Origin of the sequence: Paraglaciecola marina (assembly GCF_004360155.1) — a bacterium.
In the GTDB taxonomy this organism is placed as follows: Bacteria; Pseudomonadota; Gammaproteobacteria; order Enterobacterales; family Alteromonadaceae; genus Paraglaciecola; species Paraglaciecola marina.
This window is the reverse complement of the sequence record NZ_SAIS01000007.1, coordinates 256,049-276,030: the sequence shown is the minus strand read 5'-3', so window position 1 is coordinate 276,030 and position 19,982 is coordinate 256,049. Positions and strand designations below refer to the sequence as shown.

The 19,982-nt window shown below is 36.7% G+C and carries 19 protein-coding genes; 6 read left to right on the top strand and 13 right to left on the bottom strand.

Annotated elements, in window-relative coordinates; translation table 11 throughout:
- Positions 1 to 197 precede the first annotated feature (197 nt).
- From EOK74_RS12055 to phoB, 6 genes are all read right to left on the bottom strand, one after another.
- Positions 198 to 932 (bottom strand): tyrosine-protein phosphatase, encoded by a 735-nt coding sequence (locus EOK74_RS12055; RefSeq protein WP_133470251.1) that lies wholly within the window; start codon positions 930 to 932, stop codon positions 198 to 200.
- 9 nt (positions 933 to 941) lie between these two features.
- A complete protein-coding gene (locus tag EOK74_RS12050) occupies positions 942 to 3,116 on the bottom strand; it encodes a GumC family protein (protein ID WP_133470250.1) in 2,175 nt (724 codons plus the stop codon).
- Between the two features lie 53 nt (positions 3,117 to 3,169).
- Positions 3,170 to 3,706, bottom strand: a complete 537-nt coding sequence (locus EOK74_RS12045) for a polysaccharide biosynthesis/export family protein (RefSeq protein ID WP_133470249.1) — start codon at positions 3,704 to 3,706, stop codon at positions 3,170 to 3,172.
- Positions 3,707 to 3,735: 29 nt separating this feature from the next.
- Positions 3,736 to 4,935 (bottom strand): outer membrane beta-barrel protein, encoded by a 1,200-nt coding sequence (locus EOK74_RS12040; RefSeq protein ID WP_133470248.1) that lies wholly within the window; start codon positions 4,933 to 4,935, stop codon positions 3,736 to 3,738.
- Between the two features lie 693 nt (positions 4,936 to 5,628).
- A complete protein-coding gene (gene phoR / locus EOK74_RS12035) occupies positions 5,629 to 6,957 on the bottom strand; it encodes a phosphate regulon sensor histidine kinase PhoR (RefSeq protein WP_133470247.1) in 1,329 nt (442 codons plus the stop codon).
- Positions 6,958 to 7,031: 74 nt separating this feature from the next.
- Positions 7,032 to 7,721, bottom strand: a complete 690-nt coding sequence (phoB, locus tag EOK74_RS12030) for a phosphate regulon transcriptional regulator PhoB (protein WP_133470246.1) — start codon at positions 7,719 to 7,721, stop codon at positions 7,032 to 7,034.
- A 218-nt stretch (positions 7,722 to 7,939) separates the two neighbouring features.
- On the opposite strand from phoB, the gene EOK74_RS12025 reads away from it, so the two are divergent.
- Positions 7,940 to 9,661, top strand: a complete 1,722-nt coding sequence (locus EOK74_RS12025) for a sensor histidine kinase (RefSeq protein ID WP_133470245.1) — start codon at positions 7,940 to 7,942, stop codon at positions 9,659 to 9,661.
- Between the two features lie 131 nt (positions 9,662 to 9,792).
- Positions 9,793 to 10,695 carry a recombination-associated protein RdgC gene (gene rdgC / locus EOK74_RS12020; RefSeq protein ID WP_133470244.1) on the top strand — a complete coding sequence of 301 codons (903 nt, stop codon included), beginning with the start codon at positions 9,793 to 9,795 and terminating at the stop codon, positions 10,693 to 10,695.
- Positions 10,696 to 10,752: 57 nt separating this feature from the next.
- Here rdgC and EOK74_RS12015 read toward each other — a convergent pair whose 3' ends face one another.
- Positions 10,753 to 11,589 (bottom strand): HDOD domain-containing protein, encoded by an 837-nt coding sequence (locus tag EOK74_RS12015; protein WP_133470243.1) that lies wholly within the window; start codon positions 11,587 to 11,589, stop codon positions 10,753 to 10,755.
- Positions 11,590 to 11,863: 274 nt separating this feature from the next.
- On the opposite strand from EOK74_RS12015, the gene EOK74_RS12010 reads away from it, so the two are divergent.
- The gene (locus EOK74_RS12010) at positions 11,864 to 13,543 is read left to right on the top strand and encodes a dipeptidyl-peptidase 3 family protein (protein WP_133470242.1); all 1,680 of its coding nucleotides are present in this window, start codon (positions 11,864 to 11,866) and stop codon (positions 13,541 to 13,543) included.
- A 49-nt stretch (positions 13,544 to 13,592) separates the two neighbouring features.
- Here EOK74_RS12010 and EOK74_RS12005 read toward each other — a convergent pair whose 3' ends face one another.
- The 4 genes from EOK74_RS12005 to folB are packed head-to-tail and all read right to left on the bottom strand — an operon-like array spanning position 13,593 to position 15,642.
- The gene (locus tag EOK74_RS12005; protein WP_133470241.1) at positions 13,593 to 13,958 is read right to left on the bottom strand and encodes a histidine triad nucleotide-binding protein; all 366 of its coding nucleotides are present in this window, start codon (positions 13,956 to 13,958) and stop codon (positions 13,593 to 13,595) included.
- A gap of 3 nt (positions 13,959 to 13,961) precedes the next feature.
- Positions 13,962 to 14,768 carry an undecaprenyl-diphosphate phosphatase gene (locus tag EOK74_RS12000; protein ID WP_133470240.1) on the bottom strand — a complete coding sequence of 269 codons (807 nt, stop codon included), beginning with the start codon at positions 14,766 to 14,768 and terminating at the stop codon, positions 13,962 to 13,964.
- Positions 14,765 to 15,286: a 2-amino-4-hydroxy-6-hydroxymethyldihydropteridine diphosphokinase gene (gene folK, locus EOK74_RS11995; RefSeq protein ID WP_133470239.1), complete on the bottom strand. Its 522-nt coding sequence runs from the start codon at positions 15,284 to 15,286 to the stop codon at positions 14,765 to 14,767. The genes EOK74_RS12000 and folK overlap by 4 nt, the downstream gene beginning before the upstream one ends.
- On the bottom strand, positions 15,283 to 15,642 hold the full coding sequence (gene folB / locus EOK74_RS11990; RefSeq protein WP_133470238.1) for a dihydroneopterin aldolase: 360 nt from the start codon (positions 15,640 to 15,642) through the stop codon (positions 15,283 to 15,285). The genes folK and folB overlap by 4 nt, the downstream gene beginning before the upstream one ends.
- A 76-nt stretch (positions 15,643 to 15,718) precedes the next feature.
- Here folB and plsY point away from each other — a divergent pair, with 76 nt between their 5' ends.
- On the top strand, positions 15,719 to 16,318 hold the full coding sequence (gene plsY / locus EOK74_RS11985; protein WP_133470237.1) for a glycerol-3-phosphate 1-O-acyltransferase PlsY: 600 nt from the start codon (positions 15,719 to 15,721) through the stop codon (positions 16,316 to 16,318).
- Positions 16,319 to 16,362: 44 nt separating this feature from the next.
- Here plsY and EOK74_RS11980 read toward each other — a convergent pair whose 3' ends face one another.
- Both EOK74_RS11980 and tsaD read right to left on the bottom strand, forming a co-directional pair.
- Positions 16,363 to 17,805 (bottom strand): hypothetical protein, encoded by a 1,443-nt coding sequence (locus EOK74_RS11980; RefSeq protein WP_239024102.1) that lies wholly within the window; start codon positions 17,803 to 17,805, stop codon positions 16,363 to 16,365.
- Between the two features lie 133 nt (positions 17,806 to 17,938).
- Entirely contained in the window at positions 17,939 to 18,952 is a 1,014-nt protein-coding gene (gene tsaD, locus EOK74_RS11975; RefSeq protein WP_133470236.1) for a tRNA (adenosine(37)-N6)-threonylcarbamoyltransferase complex transferase subunit TsaD, read from the bottom strand.
- A gap of 220 nt (positions 18,953 to 19,172) precedes the next feature.
- Here tsaD and rpsU point away from each other — a divergent pair, with 220 nt between their 5' ends.
- Together rpsU and EOK74_RS11965 are read left to right on the top strand one after the other, a co-directional pair.
- A complete protein-coding gene (gene rpsU / locus EOK74_RS11970) occupies positions 19,173 to 19,388 on the top strand; it encodes a 30S ribosomal protein S21 (protein WP_006991319.1) in 216 nt (71 codons plus the stop codon).
- A gap of 73 nt (positions 19,389 to 19,461) precedes the next feature.
- Entirely contained in the window at positions 19,462 to 19,923 is a 462-nt protein-coding gene (locus tag EOK74_RS11965) for a GatB/YqeY domain-containing protein (protein ID WP_133470235.1), read from the top strand.
- The last annotated feature ends 59 nt before the right edge of the window (positions 19,924 to 19,982 follow it).

The window sequence follows — 19,982 nt, the reverse complement described above, 5'->3', positions numbered from 1 at the left end:
CAAACAACTATTGAGAGCGGCTTAAAGAATTTCTACGAATAACTGCTGCTTAAAATGGGGAGATTACAACAGCACCATTTGAAAAACGGGTAACTGCCATATCCAGTCTGAGCTACTTCAGCTAAGTAGAAGAACCCAGCCTTATGATCCCTAAATTGGTATTTAGCACATGATGATTGGAAGATAGATGTTATTTTCTATAAATTAAAAGCACTATTATTTTCTATTATTGCTTTAGGGAAGTTAAAGACTAAATCATGAGCAGTCTCATAATTTAATATACTCTTTAATTTATCAAACCCTAGGCCTAGATCAGGGGCTCGTCCTTTAAGGTTATGGCAATCTGAAGCTACAGCGTTTACCATTCCACCTGTTAATAACTCTTCTGACATAGCTTGGACCTTTTTCCCAAACTTACCGGTTATACTAGCTGCTGTTATTTGTATTAAACACCCCATTCTTACAAAATTTTCCAGCATTTCTCTTTTCTCCATAAAAACAATGTTTCTTTCAGGGTGTGCAATTATTGGGATAATGTCCCTTTTTAATAACCATACAATGAGATTGTCACTACCAAAAGGTACTTCATCCCTGGGAAACTCTAACAAAAACACTTTTTTTCCATTGTAAAAACCAAGATATGGCAAGGAGTTAGACTCAACCATTTCAATTATATGATGGCCGATCCTAACTTCAGCACCGTATAAAAGTTTAATGGGTAAGCTATGCACTCGAGCAACAGCAGTAAACCGAAGAAATGCTTGCTCTATATTCAACAGTTTATTGTCAAAGCGACCAGGCATAATATGAGGTGTAAGTACTTGAGTACTTACACCTTGCTCTATAGCTAATTCCAACATTAATATGGCTTCTTCTATACTTCTCGCACCATCATCTATGTTTGGTAAAATATGGCTATGTAAATCAATCATTAACTAGCATCAGCCATATTTAGGAACTTCACCATAATAGTTTCCAGTATGAAACTCATCTCCATATGCTGACATTTTATTGGTATCAGCTACTGTAAGAACACTTCCGATAACATTAGCATGAAGCTTTTGAAGTCTTAAAATGGCCTCTTTTGCGTCCTTATACTTAGTGTCATTTGATTTAACCGCAAAGACAACCCCATCAACCTTGTTTGCTAACAAGCATGAATCACTAACAGGCAAAGTAGGAGGGCCGTCAAGTATGATATATTCATAAAGTTCACCTAAAGCACTTAATACATCTTCGAATTTTTTTGAAGATAGTAATTCAAGTGGATTAGGAACTAAAGTCCCTGCACAAATCACACTAAGTTGACCTTCTTCGCCGACCTTAACTATCCCACCATCGGGACCTTTATCTATCTCTTTATCAAAAGATTTAACAATATTCGAAAGGCCGTAATCAGAAGTAATCGCTAAACTCTTAGCAATACTAGGCTTTCTAAGATCAACCTCTAACAACAGAGTCTTACCAATATGACTATATGCTGCGGCCAAATTAATTGCTAGAGTTGATTTCCCTTCACTAGGTAAACTAGATGTAACTAATAATGTTTTTGGAGGGTTATCTATATTTGAGAACAACAACCCAGTTCTAATTGTATTTATGCTCTCTGCAAAACCACTTCGAACATCCTTAAAGTATTGCTTTTCGGGTTCATTTCCTCTTGCTGAAGATTTAACAAGTGGAGTGATACCAAGAGACGGAATTGATAAGCTTTCTTTAACTGAATCTGAAGTCTTAAATGTGTTGTCCATCGCCTCTCGCAGAAGTGCGATACCGATACTCAGAAATAAGCCAAACATAAAAAATGCAACTAATATTAATTTAACATTTGGAGACGCAGGTGTTAGTGCTGGGGTCGCTTTATCTATTACTTGAACATTGGACACGCTGTAATCACTAACTCCATTAGACTCAAGTATACTAAGTTGAAAGTTTTCGTAGGTCCTTCTATTGTTTTCAACCTCTCTCTCCAAACTTAGAAGAGAAAAACCTTTGGACTGAAGAGCTTGAATATGCTCTCTACTTTCAGCAATTAACTTCTCAATATTTGAAACTTGAAGTAACGCTAATTTGTACTCTTTTTCGATATTTTCGACAACCTTACTAACTTCAACAGCTAAATTTTCAGTAGCACTTTGTAATTCAGAGCGAGCGGCAATCATTTGAGGATGTTTGTCGCCATACCGTTCACTTAACTCATTAACTCTCTGAGAAAGCCTTGCTTGTTCTTTAACCATATCTACTGCTGTAGAATTTTGTAAAACAGGCCCTAGAGAATACAAGTCTTTATCATTTACCTCTAAATTTTGAACATATAAATATTGTTCATGAGCAGAACTTAATCGAGTCTGCGCTCTTATAAGTTCATTATTCAAAGATTGAAGCTGACTGTTAGCTAGGCTTTGCTGCTGTTGGGTATCGACCAAACCTTGTTCTAGCTTATATGCATTTAATTTAGCTATTGACCCATCCAATGATGTTTTTAACTGAGAAGACTGTTGATTCAACCAGCCTTCGGAGTTTTTCACCTCCTTCATACGAGATTCTAGACCAAATTCAATATATACTTCAGACAAAGTATTTACGATATCTGCCGCTTCTTTGGCGTCAGTTGATTCAAATGTAATTTGAATCACTTGGCTTTGTCGGTCTCCACTAACGCTCAAAGTATCTCGAATATTGTTAGCAATTAATATCTTTAGTTCAGCGTCAGATAATTCAACATCAGAAGTTCCAAATAAAGTTTTTAAGAAGCTCTTTGCCTCATTATTTTGCGACTTCTGTGCTTTAAACTTTTGAATTAAGCCTAGCCTGTCAATAACCTCCTCTGCTAATTGTCTAGAGCTTAATATTTCGTATTGCGTCTGATAAAATAAAACAACCATCGCATTAGAAACAATCCTCTCATCATCAAACGATACACTGGGTTTTTGAGGGTCGACTAAAATTTTTGCGGTTGATTCGTATGTAGGTGTAATTTTAGTGGTCAAGTAGAAACCAATTGCTACGAAAACAATAACAGATAACAAAATCAACCATTTTGCTCTATACATAGTTCTCCAATATTGCCCAAAATCTATAATGTCATCTTGTGAAGATACGCTTACTTCATTCATTTGTTACCTACCTGATACTTGTTCCATGAATTTTCATACATAATTTACATTCCTTAAAAAAAGCTTTCGCCGACGGTTATGACGTCACCGGGTTTTACACTTTCTAAGAAAGAAGCCTTCGGGACATTTTTATTCTGTTCTTTATTTTCAATAGATATTGCTGATTCAGATGCTCTTTCAGTAAATCCTCCCGCAATTGTTACAGCTTTTTGAATAGTTAACCCTTTTCTATAAGGGTAACTTCCTGGCCTTTGCACTTCGCCACCTATATAAAATGGTCTATATTCTACAATCGAGACTGAGACATCTGGCTTCTTAAGATAACCATCCCTCAATAGCCCAATCAACTTTTTTTCTACTTCACTAACAGTCAAATTAGAAACGTTGACTTGCCCAATTAGAGGCATAGAAATTGTTCCATTAGTACTAACACGAACTCTGTTTAAGTTTAAATCTGGTTCGTTAAATACGATTACAGATACCTGATCATCTGTCGACAATTTATAATCTTCAACTTGTTGAGCAATTACATTTGAATTTATTAGAATTAAAAATATTGTAACAAACGAAAACACTAAGTGCTTTTTCATACTTTTTCCTTTTTTAAATAGAATTAATTTCACTCGAATGTGCTGAAAATAGACATTTCAATAACATTCGAATTGAAATTGAATATAGATACTGTGGAATCCCTTAATACATGCCGTAACTCTAAGCTAGATGAGAAATTTCTACTAAAGGCATAAGTAGCTCCTAAACGATAGGTATACTTTTTATCTTCTCTGCCTGAAAGTTCGGAGGAAATATCATAGTCAGAATAAGAACTACCAATCATTATATTCATTTGGTCTGTCAAGTCATGCCGTATATCAATATCAAATGAGTTTCTAAAATATCCAGCGACATCAATCTGAGCTGATTCTATTGGGCGTTTAGAGCCGCTTAACTTGAAGTAAGTATAGCTTGAAGGCCTCCAATTAAAGTCTATCAAGTATGAAAGACCAGAAATGTCATTTAGTTCAACAGAATCGTAATCTCTCTCCAAGTAACCAACTTTAAACGAACCAGACGTTTTAAGTGATGGGTTCCACTCAAACCCAGTCAACACTTCCGTTACAAAATTCGTTGAATCAATAATTATATTATCACTGACATAAGTTATATCTCTAGCAGTTAGTTCAACTAAACCTCTGAATCTAGAGGTAAACCTATAATAAAATAAACCTGTTAAAAATTTTGATTCAATATCTCTAAATGATTGCAAATTATTTGTGTAATCACGTTTATTTACTCCACCAGAGAATAGAAACTGACCTGTGCTACGCTTCGTACCAAAAATCAAATCTGTTTGAAAACCAATCACGTTAAACTTATTAAACTCAACTAAATCCGAACTAGTACTGGAATCATTTGAGCCTGGCTCTTCAATTTCATTTCTGTAAAAAAGAGATAGGTTCACACCTGTCGAATTAGGTAAGCTGATAAAGCCATTAACATTAAAATTATGCTCACTATAACTAAAATCAGAATTATCAAAATATGATGCATAATTTCCATCATAGGAAAAAAACACATTATGTTTTCCTATTGATTTTAAATATCCAAGGTTTGGAGCAATATTTATAGAACGACCTGACTGTTTAGGTTTTGTCTTCAATAAATTGTCTTCATAAGCAAATCCTATTGAAGCATTTGATAATAAACCTTCTCTCGACTGAGCATTGACCTTTGAGCTTTCGAAAATTAGCAAAGAAAATACTAGTATTACTACATAACTGAAAAAACGATACACAACATTTTTTTTTTGGAAATCATCCATATTTACCCCGTTTTACAATTCTATTTCGAAGCAAAAAATACATGTATGATTGACTCAAACTGTACCTTTCAATTTCGAGCCGTATTCATATTCAATATGAAATCTATCACATAATTTACGATTAACTAAAGCCAAAAGTACATCTTTTACAGTAAGTTGAATTTCGAAACTTATTTACTTTAAAATTTCACAATGACTAAGCTATAGATTAATTACTTGATTAGATTTTGAATAGTCCACCTATGATACAACTCTTAATTACATTTTCACTCAATAATTCAGACCAAAACCACACAATTAACTAAATAGTTTGCTTAAATGGTCCTTTACCGTTTTGTATCCATGTAAACATGTTATATAAAAAGAATGCAGGACTAAGAATGTATTCTTGTACCAATCGCTATGGATACTAAATTATGCGTAGGAAATATGTATCAAGCTAATTACCCAACCAATGTTTCATTGGCGTGACTTGAAGTGTAATAAAGTTTCAACTTTTACAAAAACCTAAATAAAGTCGATTTAATTATATTGACAGAAAAGTCTTGTGAAACCTATTCTACTCAAACATTTATTTTATAATAGTTTCTTTTAACAATACCTATAAACTGCAGCGGTTTAAAATAATTTGTAAACGACTAAGTGCCCTACTATTTCAGTACTTTCGATTTGCATATGAGTCTATTAACTCCTTTATCTAAAGCTGTTGGTTTTAGATTCATCAGAAAGATACGTCAACTCTTCAGAAAAATGGCAAGAAAAGAGCGCTCCTCTGCCTACAGAGCTACTTATAAGTAATTTAGAGTTATGATGCGACAACACATGCTTGACTATGGATAGGCCCAAGCCAGAGCCACCTGTTTTACGTGACCTTGCTTTATCGACTCTATAAAATCGTTCGGTTAATCTATCAATATGCTCAGCAGAGATACCATCTCCATTATCTTTCACGCTGAAGGTCGCCCTTGCCCCTTCTAAGCTCCACTTTAATTCTATTACACCTCCGTTTGGCGTGTAATTAATAGCATTAAAAATTAGATTTGAAAAGGCACTGCGTAATTCTGTTTCAATGCCGTAAACATATAAGATGGGGGATATATCAAAAAAGATTTTATGCCCCCGCTCTCTGTTCAAAGCATCTGCCTCTACTTGGATCTGCCATAACATTTGTGGCACATTAACTAACTTATCAAATGCGCGCTCTGTGCTGGCTTCAATTCTTGATAAGACTAACAACTCTTCAATTAAGCTCTGCATCCTTAAGGATTGGGAACGCATTTCAGAAATTGCTTTTTTCATCATAGGAGCTGGCATTTCTCCTTCTTCAGGGAGCATTTCTAGGTAGCCATTGATAACTGTGAGCGGTGTTTTTAATTCATGAGAGACATTAGCCACAAAGTCTTTTCGCATATTTTCAATTTGTGTAAGCCTAGTGACGTCTCTTACAAGTAACATCAGGTGTTCATCTTCATAGGGCACGCCCCTAAATTCGAGCACTTTATTAGAATTAATGGGAGACGTAATTTCGATGGGGTGTTCAAAACGTTTCGCTTCATAAAATGCTTTTAATTTAGGATCTGTAAGAATGTCAGTTAGTAGCTTTCCCATATCATTTGGAAATCGTAATCCTAATTCAATTCTGGCCAACCGGTTGCACCAAGTTATATGTCCTGTTTTATCTACCACCACAGCCGCATCTGGCAAAGCTTCAGAACCTTGGCGAAAGCGACGAACAATCTCACCTAAAGTCTTCCGTTTTTTTCGATTCTTTAAATTAGAGTTATAAATTCCTTCATAAATATGCGCCCAAACTCCACGAGACATAGGTGGTGACATTTTCTTGCTATGCCACAACCAATAATCTAAGCGATATAAACGAATATAGCTCCAACCAAGCAATATTAAAGTTCCGATCAAAGAGACGACTAACACTTGTTGTAAATAATACCCAAGTGAAAATATCATTATGATATATACAATAAACTTAAGAATACTTCTTAGCCAAGGGTGCGGCTTAAACATAATAGTCACTATTCCTTATTTATAACTTAAATTTAAAGCCCTGATATTCAGGTAACCAATGACTAGAACCTAGGTTAAAGTTTGCTTGAAAAACGATAACCTGCGCCCCGTACAGTTTGAATCATATTGTCATGTTCAAAGCTAGATAAAGCTTTACGAAGCCTTCTAATGTGTACATCTACGGTTCTGTCTTCAACATACACATTAGTACCCCACACGTTATCTAATAATTGTTCTCTACTATAGACTCGTTCTGCATGGGTCATGAAAAAGTGTAATAATTTAAATTCAGTTGGCCCCATTTCTATTGGTGTATCATTTGAGGTAACACGATGGGATACGGGATCAAGCTTTAGGCCTTGAAAATCAATCGCATCTTCACTAGATGTAGGGGTAACCCTCCTGATAACTGCTTTCACACGGGCAACAAGCTCTTTAGGAGAGAATGGCTTTGTAACATAGTCATCGGCCCCTGCTTCTAAGCCTCTTATTTTATCTTCCTCTTCCCCCCTAGCTGTCAGCATGATAATTGGAATGTCTCTAGCGTATTCATGCTGCTTAAGCTTTTTAGCAAGCTGTACCCCTGTACCTCCAGGTAACATCCAATCTAAAAGGATTAAATCTGGATAAGGTTCTATAATTTTCTCTAACGCTACATCATAATCTTCAGCTTCAATTGCTTCATAGCCGGACTGTTCAAGTACAAACTTCAACATGTCTCGGATAGGAGCTTCATCCTCTACTAATAAAATACGTTTTGCCATTCTGGAGTTTCCTTAGTACATCGACGACGGGCACGATTATTCATACTATTTATGACACTTTTATTAAGGTTTGTATTTAAGTTTGTATAAAGTGTAGCAAGAGAATACAAAAGATAAGATCTGCATAACCTTTACATCAGGTTGTAGGACGGCTTGTTTATTCTTTTAATTCCGCATATTCTTTATTCGCCAAAAGATTTTAAGGAATAAAAATTTAAATGACTAGTGCCAAACAGGGGTTATCTAAAAAGCTGTTAACAAGAGTATTATCAGTGTATTTCGTATTAACCTTGATAGTAACTGCAGGACAAATCGTTACTGAGTACCTAAATGCCAAAAGTCATATTGAAAGCGAACTCCAAACGCTTAAAAATACATTTAGCACGAGTCTAACTCGAGCTATATGGGAGTTAAATACCCCCCAAGCTAAATCGATTGCGGTGGGTTTAATGGAATTACCTATAGTCGAAGGGGTGCAAATCAGAGATGAAAACGGCAACTATATTTCAAACCTTGGACGTACCTCAGAACTAAGTAATGAATCGATTACTAAAGGTGTAGTGAGGGACCATTCTGGCGGCACTTTTGGCTATAGTTTCCCCCTTATATTTGAGTTTTCTGGTAGAACTTCTTTAGTAGGAGATGTCACTTTATATTCAAGTTCAGATATTATTTTTGGCCGTATTGAAGTCGGTATATTTTTTCTACTTGGCAACGCCATAGTTAAAACTGCATTTCTGGTATTTTTGTTCATGAGTGCATTTCGCACTATGTTAACTAATCCACTAAATGAATTAACCCAACAGATCACTGACTTTAATTTGAATGATCCTAACTCATCTAAGCTTGATCTAAGTATCAATGAAGATAACGAATTGAAAGTCTTAGAAACCTCATACAACAAGTTAATCGATGAAGTTATAGATTATCAATCTAAATTAGCAGGGACCCAAAACGAGTTACGACAAGCCAACAGACGACTCGATGATCAAAATATTTCCTTAGAAGAAGATGTGGCTAAAAAGACCGCAACGTTAAGTAAGATCATGCTCGACCTTGAACAACAAAAAGACGAATTGTTAATCAACCAAAGAGAGCTAAGACAAGAAAACGAGAATAGACAGTTTATTGAAGACGAGCTTCGTAAAAGAAACTCCGAACTCGCCACATCTATGGAAACTATTCAACTTGCAAAAGATCAATTAGTAGAGTCTGCAAAAATGGCATCATTAGGTGGCTTAGTGGCAGGGATAGCACATGATGTAAACACTCCGCTAGGTGTGGGCGTAACAGCCACTAGTTTCTTACAAGATAGAGTTGATAAACTAAAAGTGGCCTATGAAGATAAAAAACTCACTGGTAGTACCATGTCGTCTTTTTTATCAGAAGCACAACAAACTATTACCTTATTAACAAATAACTTAAATAGAGCATCTGATTTAATTTCAAGCTTTAAACAAGTAGCAGTAGATCAAACTAGTGAAGCAGAAAGGGAAATTAATGTTAGTGAATACCTGATTGAAATTATCCAATCTTTAGCACCCAGCATTAAAAAAACCCAACATACAATTGATGTGAATTGCCCAGACGACCTAACCATAAAATGTGCCCCTGGAGTACTTGCACAAATACTCACGAATATGATTATGAACTCTCTTATCCATGGTTTTGAAAATAAACCTAAAGGTTCAATAGACATAAATATTACGCAACAAGATAACAATCTATTGATAAATTATTCTGATGATGGAAAAGGCTTAGATAAAATAACTTTAGAACAGCATTTCGATGCATTTTTTACAACTAAGAGGGGTGAAGGAGGCAGTGGATTAGGTACTCATATTATGTACAACCTAGTCACGCAAACTTTAAAGGGTAAAATTCAGGCATCTAGTGAACTAGGAGAAGGTCTGCATTACAAAATATCCATTCCAATGTAAGTATTTTTGAATAGCTTATCATTCTGAAAATACCCAAATCCCTTGGCGCATGACTAAAATTCCTGTTAGTCTCTACGCCCTTTTTTACTTACATCTTACTCTTAGATGTTTAATCAAATAGTGGTTACTTTATGTGGTTTAAAAACCTAAAGCTTTATGCAATAACACAAGACATGGACTTTCAAGAGCAGGACATTGAAGACAAACTAGGTGAGTTTAAATTTCGACCTTGTGGCAGCCAAGATTTAGCGACTATGGGATGGGCTTCACCTTTCAATCAAGGAGAAAGTTTACTTCACGCAGCTGCAGGTAGAGTGTGGCTAACCTTGAAAAAACAGGAGCGAATCTTACCGGCAGCTGTTGTTAATGCCGAATTAGCAGATAAAGTTGCAATAGTCGAAGCCGAAACCGGTTCGCCTGTTGGCAAAAAAGCTCAACAGGACATGAAGCAAGAAATTATTCACCGCTTACTCCCACAGGCTTTCACAAAAAATAGCTTTACACATGGCTTTGTATCGATAGCTGAAAAATTAGTAGTTGTTGATGCGTCAGCTGATGGCAAAGCAGAGGCATTTTTAGCAATGTTGCGCAAAGCGTTAGGGTCACTTCCTGTTATGCCGCTAGCCAGACAATCCGTTCAAGCAGAGCTCACTTCATGGCTTAGTGAAGATAAAGCTCCAAGCGATATAAATATATTAGAAGAAGCCGAATTAAAAGCCCTTGAAGAAGATGGCGCAATAGTTCGTTGTAAAAATCAAGATTTATACAGTGATGAAATTACCCAGCATTTAGAAGCCGGAAAATCAGTCCAAAAAATTGCCATTGAATGGGATGAAACCTTTAGTGCAATAATACAAGAAGACTTGAGTATTAAACGACTAAAGTTCAGCGATGTGGTACGTGAGCAAAATGATGATATTCCTAAAGACCAAATGTTAGCTCGAATGGATGCAAATTTTGCGTTAATGTCGGGAGAAGTCGTACGCTTTACAAATAGGTTAAAAGAAATTTTTCCCTTAAATGAAAATGAATAATTGACCTACAAGAATAGGTGCAGAATATAAAAACAGTCTGCACCTAACTCAATAATATTATTCGAAAATTAGCTTAGCACTAGCCTTGTACTCTTCAAAATCATCCGTCAATAATTCAGATAAATTGTCTATTACCCCTTTTTCTATGGCAGCTTTAAATGCAACTTCCTTATTTTCTTCAAACTTGCCACAAAAAGCAGCACCTAAACGTACTATGTCTAAGTAAGAGATCCCATCATACTGAACTGACATATTTTCCCAAGATTCAGCCACTTCTACAAACTCCGGCTCGAATCCCCACTCTTTCATTATGCTGGCGCCTATTCTCCCTGACAACTTTTTAATGGCAACCTCTAAAAATGTAGGGCTAGCAAACACTTCGGTATGACGCTCAGCCTCTGTCAATATAGGTAATATACCTATATTGTGTACTAAAGCAGCCAGCATTACGGAGTCAATATTTAGAGTTCTATTTTTTGTTTTCTTTACATGAACTTGCAATACAGCTAAAGAATTAGCGACCACCTCCACTGTACTGTCCCATGCTGCTTCCATATGTTCTTTTACTATTGGATTCTTTGAAACAAAAAGCTGTTCCATGGCGAGAGCGGTTGAAATATTTTTAATTTGGCGTAATCCAATACGAGTAACAGCTTGTTGTGTAGAGATAACTTTTACCGCACGCCCCAAATATGCACTATTTGAAATTTTAATCATACGTGCACTTAAAGAAGGATCTTGGGCTATGACATCGGCCATTGCATTAAGGTTAATTTCAGGATCATCTGCAGCTCGCCTTACTTTTAATGCTATTGCAGGTAAAGTTGGGAGAACCAAGGTATCGTTATTGATTTTATCAGCCAATATTGTCAGTAAAGCATTTTCTGTAGCCATATATTTTCCTTTATTACACATTATGTGTGTTAACAAATACTCAACCACTTACCAGTTAGTAAGTAGCCTTTTTACCTGCAGACTGCTACCACAATTAAACAGCTTAATTTGCAGTTCATTTATGTTCAATAATTACATATTTCAGTTTCCCAAATGCTAGCATATTTTTTAAAGCTATCTAGCCGTGATACACACTTTAAAAGCTAAAAATTTGTTATATTTAAGGTAAAGCGATCTAAATCAATAAAAACAATGAGAGAAACAGGGTGAACCAATGAAAAATCTTTCAAAATCATATATTTCTATTGCCACAATTGGAGTTATTTCAAGCTTATTGTTTGCTTGTAGCCACCAAAATAAAACGTTAAAACAGCCTACACAAACAACACCATACACTTTACTTGCCGAACAAGAAGCACGTTTGAACATATACTACCCAGTAAAGTTAAAGGCTGATACCAGTCATCTCAGTAAGAATCAAAAAGATATGTTAGTCGTGCTGATTGATGCTGCAGAAATTATGGACAACTTATTTTGGCAACAAGCATATGGGGAAAACAAAGATACCTTTTTAAACAATATACTGGCGCCTGAAGTCAAAGAGTTTAGCCGCATAAATTACGGCCCATGGGACCGACTCAATGGTGATACACCATTTTTGAGCAACACTTTAGAAAAATCACTAGGAGCAGAGTTTTATCCAAAGGATATGAGTAAAAAAGAGTTTGCAGAAGCTAAATTTACCGATCAAAAGGGGCTATATTCTATGGTTCGCCGAGATATCAATGGTGATTTAGTCGCTATTCCTTATTCTGAGTACTTTTCCAAGGAGTTGCAACAAGCTGCACTTTTACTAAAGAAGGCTGCCAAACTAGCTGACGATAAAAGTTTCTCTAATTACTTACAACTAAGAGCTGAGGCACTATTAAGTAATGAATACCAAGTATCTGACCTAGCTTGGATGGATATGAAGTCTAATTCTATCGAGTTGGTATATGGGCCTATTGAAACCTATGAAGATCAGCTATTTGGATACCGCGCCGCTTTTGAAGCCTATGTATTATTAAAAGATTTGTCATGGAGTAAAAAGCTAAGTAAATATGCAGCCTTCCTACCAGAATTACAAAAAGGCTTACCTGTCTCTGCAAAATATAAAGCTGAAATTCCGGGATCAGATGCAGACCTTAATGCGTACGATGTTATCTATTATGCTGGTCATTCCAATGCAGGCAGCAAGACCATCGCAATAAACCTACCCAATGATGAACAAGTACAATTACAAAAAGGCACCCGCAGGCTACAACTTAAAAATGCTATGCAAGCAAAGTTCGACCATATTTTAGTGCCTATATCTGAACAGCTAATCGCGCCAGAGCAACGCAGTAACATTACCTTTGACGCCTTCTTTGCTAATACAATGTTTCACGAGGTGGCTCATGGATTGGGAGTAAAATCGGTATTGGGTAGCGACCAAACGGTTAGACAAGCTTTAAAAGAACACGCATCTGCTTTAGAAGAAGGGAAAGCAGATATTTTAGGCCTTTATATGGTTGAACAGTTATTAGCTAAAGGGGCTATTACTGAAGGTGTACTGAAAGATTACTATGTTACCTTCATGGCAAGCATATTTCGTTCAGTTCGTTTTGGAGCTTCTAGTGCCCACGGCAAAGCCAATATGATCCGATTTAACTTTTTCAAAGAGCATCAGGCATTTAGCCGCAATGAAAATGGACTTTATAAGGTCGACATGCAAAATATGTCAAAAGCGATCAATGCCTTGTCAAACAAAATACTAACTTTACAAGGTGATGGCGACTACACAGCGGTTGCTGAACTAGTCTCTGAAATGGGTACGGTTAAATCAGTACTGCAACAAGACTTAGACAAACTAACAGCTGCTGATATTCCTGTAGATATCCACTTTGAACAGGGCGTTAAAGTATTAGGGCTTTAAATTTGAAATAAAAAAATAGCAGCTTTTAGCTGCTATTTTCTAAAAAAGGTTAAACTGTTTTCAATCTATCTTGATACGGAGGCCAACCTAAAGGTTTGCCAGCTAGTACATGCAAATGAATGTGATAAACAGTTTGCCCACCATTTTCATTACAGTTCATTACAGCCCGGTAACCATCATCTGCAAAGCCTTTATCTCTGGCAATCTGAGCCGCTACCCAATATAAATGACCAACTAAGGCCTTATCTTCTGATTCAATATCATTGATGGTAATTATTGTTTTTTTGGGAATCACTAAAAAGTGAATTGGAGCCTGTGGATTAATATCATTAAAAGCCAGTGCTAGCTCATCTTCATAAAGGATCTCAGCTGGAATTTCTTTATTAATAATTTTAGTAAAAATTGTGTCACTCATATCTTAACCTCCGACAAAAACAACGCCTAGTAAAACAATACCTAACAACAACCTGTAAATCACAAAAGGAGTCATTCCTAACTTGGAAATCCAAGCCAAAAACAAATAAATACAAGCATACGCACTCACGAATGAGAATGCCGCGCCTAACCCCATAGCTAACCAGTCTACAGCTTCATTAGCCTTTACTAGGTCGTATGTTACGAGTAACCCAGCCCCTAATATAGTTGGAATAGACAGTAAAAAAGAAAACCTCGCACAGCTATCTCTATCGAGCCCTAACATTAAACCAGCGGTCATCGTAATCCCAGATCTTGATGTACCAGGGATCATAGCTAACACCTGCGAAAATCCAATAATCAATGCTGACTTAAAATTAATATCTGTTAAATTTTTAGATAAGGTTGCACGTCTATCAGCTACCCATAATAACAAGCCAAAACCAATCGTTGTACAAGCTATAACTAAAGCAGAGCGTGCATACTCAGCGATAAATGGTTTAAGAAAATATCCAAAAACAACAGCTGGCAAGGTAGCTGTAATAATCCACCAAGCTAACTTACTATCTGACGATTGTTGACTTGAGAATCCTTTTGTTGTCCAAGCAATGATCATCCGTAGAATATCTTCACGAAAATAGGCGACTACAGCCAAAAGACTTCCCACATGCACTGCGACATCAAATGCTAAACCTTGATTTTTCCAATCAAGCAGTAACGAGGGCAGTATCAAATGCCCCGAACTAGAAATAGGAAGAAACTCAGTAATACCTTGAATAATCGCTAAAATGATTATTTCAAATATAGTCATAATTTGGTTGGACTCCATTCAAAGTTAATTGCCCACAACCGCTGCAGGCTTTTATCATAATCATGCCAGAGCTCGGCATAAGTTTTATTTGCGATAGGGTGTAAAACCTCTGCTGAAATTTCAGCCAATGGCTTTAATACAAATGCATTATACAATACCTCTGGACGAGGTAATTCAATAGGTTGCTCTAAAATAACTTGGTCGTAAAGTAATAAATCTAAGTCTAGAGTTCTAGGAGAAAACTTTTGTTCGCCACGTTTGCGGCCATGATCTTTTTCGATACTTTTCAGAGCACTACACACCTCATTTATAGATAAAGATGTCTCTGCTTTGACCACTAAGTTATAGAAGTTACTGCCTTTAAACCCCACAGATTCACTTTCATACACTGCCGACATAACCAGCTCCCCAAAGGTTTCGAATAAACTATCCAATCCAGCCTTTGTGTTTGATTCCTTGTCAACATTACTTCCGATACTGATGAAAATATCATGAACATCTTTTAAATGACTACTCAATGGAACTTCTCTCTTGAAAACTCCACTGCAACATTATTAGCTGTAGCTAAAATATCGGGCTTACTCAATTTAAGCTGTACTTTCTGTAAAACTGGAAATGTAATTAAGAGCCAATCAACCATATTGCTGGCTAAGGCTTCAATTAACTTAAATTCACTTTTTGCAGCAAATTCACTTAAGCCTTGGGCAACCTCTGCATAATTGAGTGTAAAAGTAACATCATCACTCTCTGCCGCTTTAGCCAAATCTACATTTAGCACCACATCTACAATGAGTCTTTGCTGATATTGCCTTTCCCAATCGTATACACCTATAAGCGATAAGACCTCAAGCCCTTCGATATGAATTTTATCCATTGATGATCCGCGCTGTATTTTTTGGGAGATTGTTATATTCTTCACAGATTGTAACTTATTTATTTCATACAAGTACATGACAGCGTTAACTATATTAATGTTTGCATCGGCCTATCTACTAGGATCAATTTCCAGTGCCATTTTAGTAAGCCAACTATTCGAACTAGGAGATCCAAGAAACCTAGGGTCTGGTAATCCAGGAGCTACCAATATACTGAGGATTGGGGGGAAACTGCCGGCTAGTTTAGTGCTGATATTTGATATTTTAAAGGGTACGTTACCAGTATACGTTAGTTATCTACTTGGTATTGAGCCTATATACCTAGCTTTTATAGCGGTGTTTGCTTGCCTAGGACATATGTTTCCACTTTTTTTTAATTTCTCTGGAGGAAAAGCAGTAGCCACAGCCTTTGGTGCGATATTGCCCTTGGGTTTAGACTTAGCTGCACTGATTATTGTAACTTGGGGAATAGTAATATATTTAACTAAATATTCATCTCTAGCAGCGATAGTATCAGTTTGCATTGCACCATTCTTGACAATGTTAATCAAACCGGATTTCGCCATTCCTGTAGGAATTTTAAGCGCATTAATTGTACTTCGTCATAAGGATAATATTGTAAGGTTAATACAAGGACAAGAAAGTAAAATAAAAATCAAAAAGCCAACAAAATAAAAATATTTAATCAACTAACCTACTGCTACCGCCTCAACACTATATTACTTTGTCCATAAATTTTGGTTTTTTCTATCTGAAAAATATTCGTATGGCTCCCAAAGAGAAGGAATTAAACTCTCTATATCGTCGACTTTAAATGAATAGGACAATGCCTGCATAATAGTTTTTAGGCGAGCGCTATCTATTTTTGAAAGCTTATTACGAGCTCTATTAAAATGTAAATTACAGTCCTTTTTAATACTCGTGGTAGCTCCCGAAGTTATGTAAGTTAAATTTCGGGTTACAACTTTGCAAATAGGCTCATCCGGGTTTTCTGGGTTTAATCGAGTGACAACGGCATATTCATAATTATTCAATTCTACGCCTTGTAAATTTTTGGGGATTAGCGTCACACCATAACCTTGCGGGAAATGCCCAACAATACTTATAAAAGCATCCGCTGCTTTTTGATTAACCGAGGTATTTAGCGCTAACTGTGCAATTATTTTAGATGCTTTCGGTAAGTCTTTTTTTATGAAGTCTCGCTTTGTAGATAAAACCACTGATGTATAAACTTGAGGTATTTTAACTATATCTCCAATGCCAATCGCAGGATTTACAACATCTTTTAAAAAACCTATTTGAAACTTCAAGCGTACTTTTTCAGCGTTGTCAAAACGCTCCCTTTCTACTTTTGAATCGCCTTGGAATTTTTGACAACCTAAGCCATTTACAGCGTAATCAATTGCGTATTTATAACCTAATTTCAACATCAGATTACGCTCTTCGGGCTGTAATGGGCGAAATTCATCTAGGCTACCACCTCCTTTCATGATCGCAATGACATCTGGGTGTTGAAAACCAACATCTTGAAACAAGGCCACTAGCATGATGGGTAATAACACGCCACGAAAGTAAGGGGTATTTATACGCTCATGCTTTTCATATCGTGTTTCAGCGTCATACGCATCTCTAATATGTGCGCTCTTAATACTGCCATCTTGAACTAGCTTATCCAGTAAGCGCAAACTTAAAATAGTTTTATATGCAGGTTTTAAACGTTGGTGTAATTCAGATAACTTTTTGCCTCGTCCAGGAGAGAGTAACAACATAGTCCCAAGAAATTTGGCACTTTTAAGTTGAGTCCCCTCAAAGTTATGACTCTCAGTCATATCAAGCAGCTTAATACACACTTCAACAGCACTATCCAATCGAAGTAAACGCTCACTTTCATGTTTAGCAACAACCTTCTTTAAGCGCTGAATTAAAATGCTTATGCTTTCACTTAATCTGGCCTTATCTTTACCCGAAACTGTGATTAATTGACCTTGTTTTTGCTCAATTCGCTCTTCTAAGTCCTTCACCAAACTCTTGTATTCATCAATAGTTGCAAAATAAATTGCTGCTTGTTGATAAAGTGAATTAGCTTGTTTATTTGTTGAATATATTTGCCGGTTTAATTCAATCACAGACTCTGGATAACTAATACGGTTTCCTAGTGGCACAATCTCTCCTCAAATTTATCAATTAAATCGACACTCTAGATTGCAAAATTAGGACTTACGAAACATCCTGTTGTATGTTTTGGAGGATAAAACTTAACCAAGTAAAACCAGCTATAATAACCTTTCCATTTAATTAAATTTTTGGAAGCTCTTCTAGCGACCAACGAGGTTTTGCTTTAGTTGATAGCCCTTCTGATTCACCAGACTTTAGTCGTTGCAAACCAGCATAGGCAATCATTGCACCATTATCCGTACAAAACTCTAATCTCGGATAAAACACTTCACCTTTTATATTTTTCATCATTGTTGCTAATTGCTGGCGTAACTGTGTATTAGCACTAACGCCCCCAGCAATCACTAATCGTTTAATACCTGTTTGCTTTAATGCTCGCTTACATTTAATAGCTAGAGTATCCACCACCGCCTCTTGGAAAGCATAGGCAATATTCGCTTTAGATTGCGCTGAACCGTCTGAATCTCGAATAGTGTTGGCCGTAAACGTTTTCAAACCGCTGAAACTAAAATCTAAGCCAGGTTTAGTGGTCATTGGGCGTGGAAAAGCATAATGCCCCGATTCACCTTTTTCAGCTAACTTGGCCAATAATGGCCCTCCGGGGTAATCTAGCCCTAATAATTTAGCGGTCTTGTCAAAGGCTTCACCTGCAGCATCATCCACTGATTCACCTAAGACTAAATAATCACCAATACCTCCAACCTTAACCATCATAGAGTGCCCACCGGACACCAACAAGGCTATAAAAGGATACTCTGGTATAGGTTCGTCTAACATAGGAGCTAGCAAGTGACCTTCCATATGATGAACACCAACAGCTGGTAAGCCCCAAGCATAAGCTAAACTGCGAGCAACGGAAGAACCAACTAATAATGCCCCCACTAATCCAGGGCCTTTGGTAAAAGCAATACCATCTAGGTCTTCCTCGGTACAATCAGCTTCCTTTAGTGCTTCCTTAATTAATGGCACTAGTTTACGTACATGATCTCTTGAGGCTAACTCGGGCACCACACCGCCATAATCTGCATGTAATTTTACTTGGCTGTATAATTGATGAGACAATAACCCTTGATGCTCATCATAGATGGCAACACCGGTCTCATCGCAAGAAGTTTCAATTCCTAAAACGCGCATATTTTATGAGTAAGTAACGTATAATTTGCTGGCATTTTACTGATTGCGACCAAAAGCGCCAATTTAATGTGGGATTTGTTTGAATAATTTATCTTTTTGCCAACCTAAGGCTTTACAAAAGCTGTGGATATGATTAGAATTCCGCACCATTTTTAACCGAGCTGGCTAATAATTACGCTGGTCCGATAAAGTTTATATTATTTTTTGAGGTGAGATTTTAATGCCAATCGTTAAAGTTAGAGAGAACGAACCTTTTGATGTTGCATTGCGTCGTTTTAAACGTTCATGTGAAAAAGCAGGTGTACTTTCTGAAGTTCGTCGTCGCGAATTTTTTGAAAAACCTACTTGGGAACGTAAGCGTAAAAAAGCTGCTGCTAAGAAACGTCTTTTGAAGAAGTTATCTCGCGAAAACGCTCGTCGCATCAGATTGTACTAAGTCTCTTCTAAAGCGCGTTCTTTAACGCGCTTTTAGTCGTTTTACCATACATTCATTTTCATTGAGTCATTCCATGTCTTTATTAGATGATTTAAAAAATGCACAAAAAGAAGCAATGCGCGCCAAAGACAAAATTCGTCTTGGTACTGTTCGTATGGCTTTAGCTGGCATTAAACAGCATGAAATTGATGGCCGCACTGATCCAAATTATGTAGCCCTTAATGATGATGGTGTGCTTGCGATATTGATCAAAATGGTAAAACAACGAAAAGATGCAGCCAGTCAATATGAAACTGCCGGTCGTCAAGATTTACTTGATATAGAACTAGCAGAGATTGCAATTTTACAAGACTTTTTACCCAAGGCTCTCAACGAAGCAGAACTTGACGCTTTAATTGTTCAAGCAATGACGGAGTCAGGTGCATCAGGTATGCAGGATATGGGTAAAGTCATGTCTTGGTTGAAACCCAAAGTCCAAGGTAAAGCAGATATGGGACAGCTAAGCGGCAAAATTAAAGCTAAGCTTAATGTCTAACCTCTAGCAATCTAACAACATATTCCAAGAAACCGCATTTTTTGCGGTTTTTTTATTTA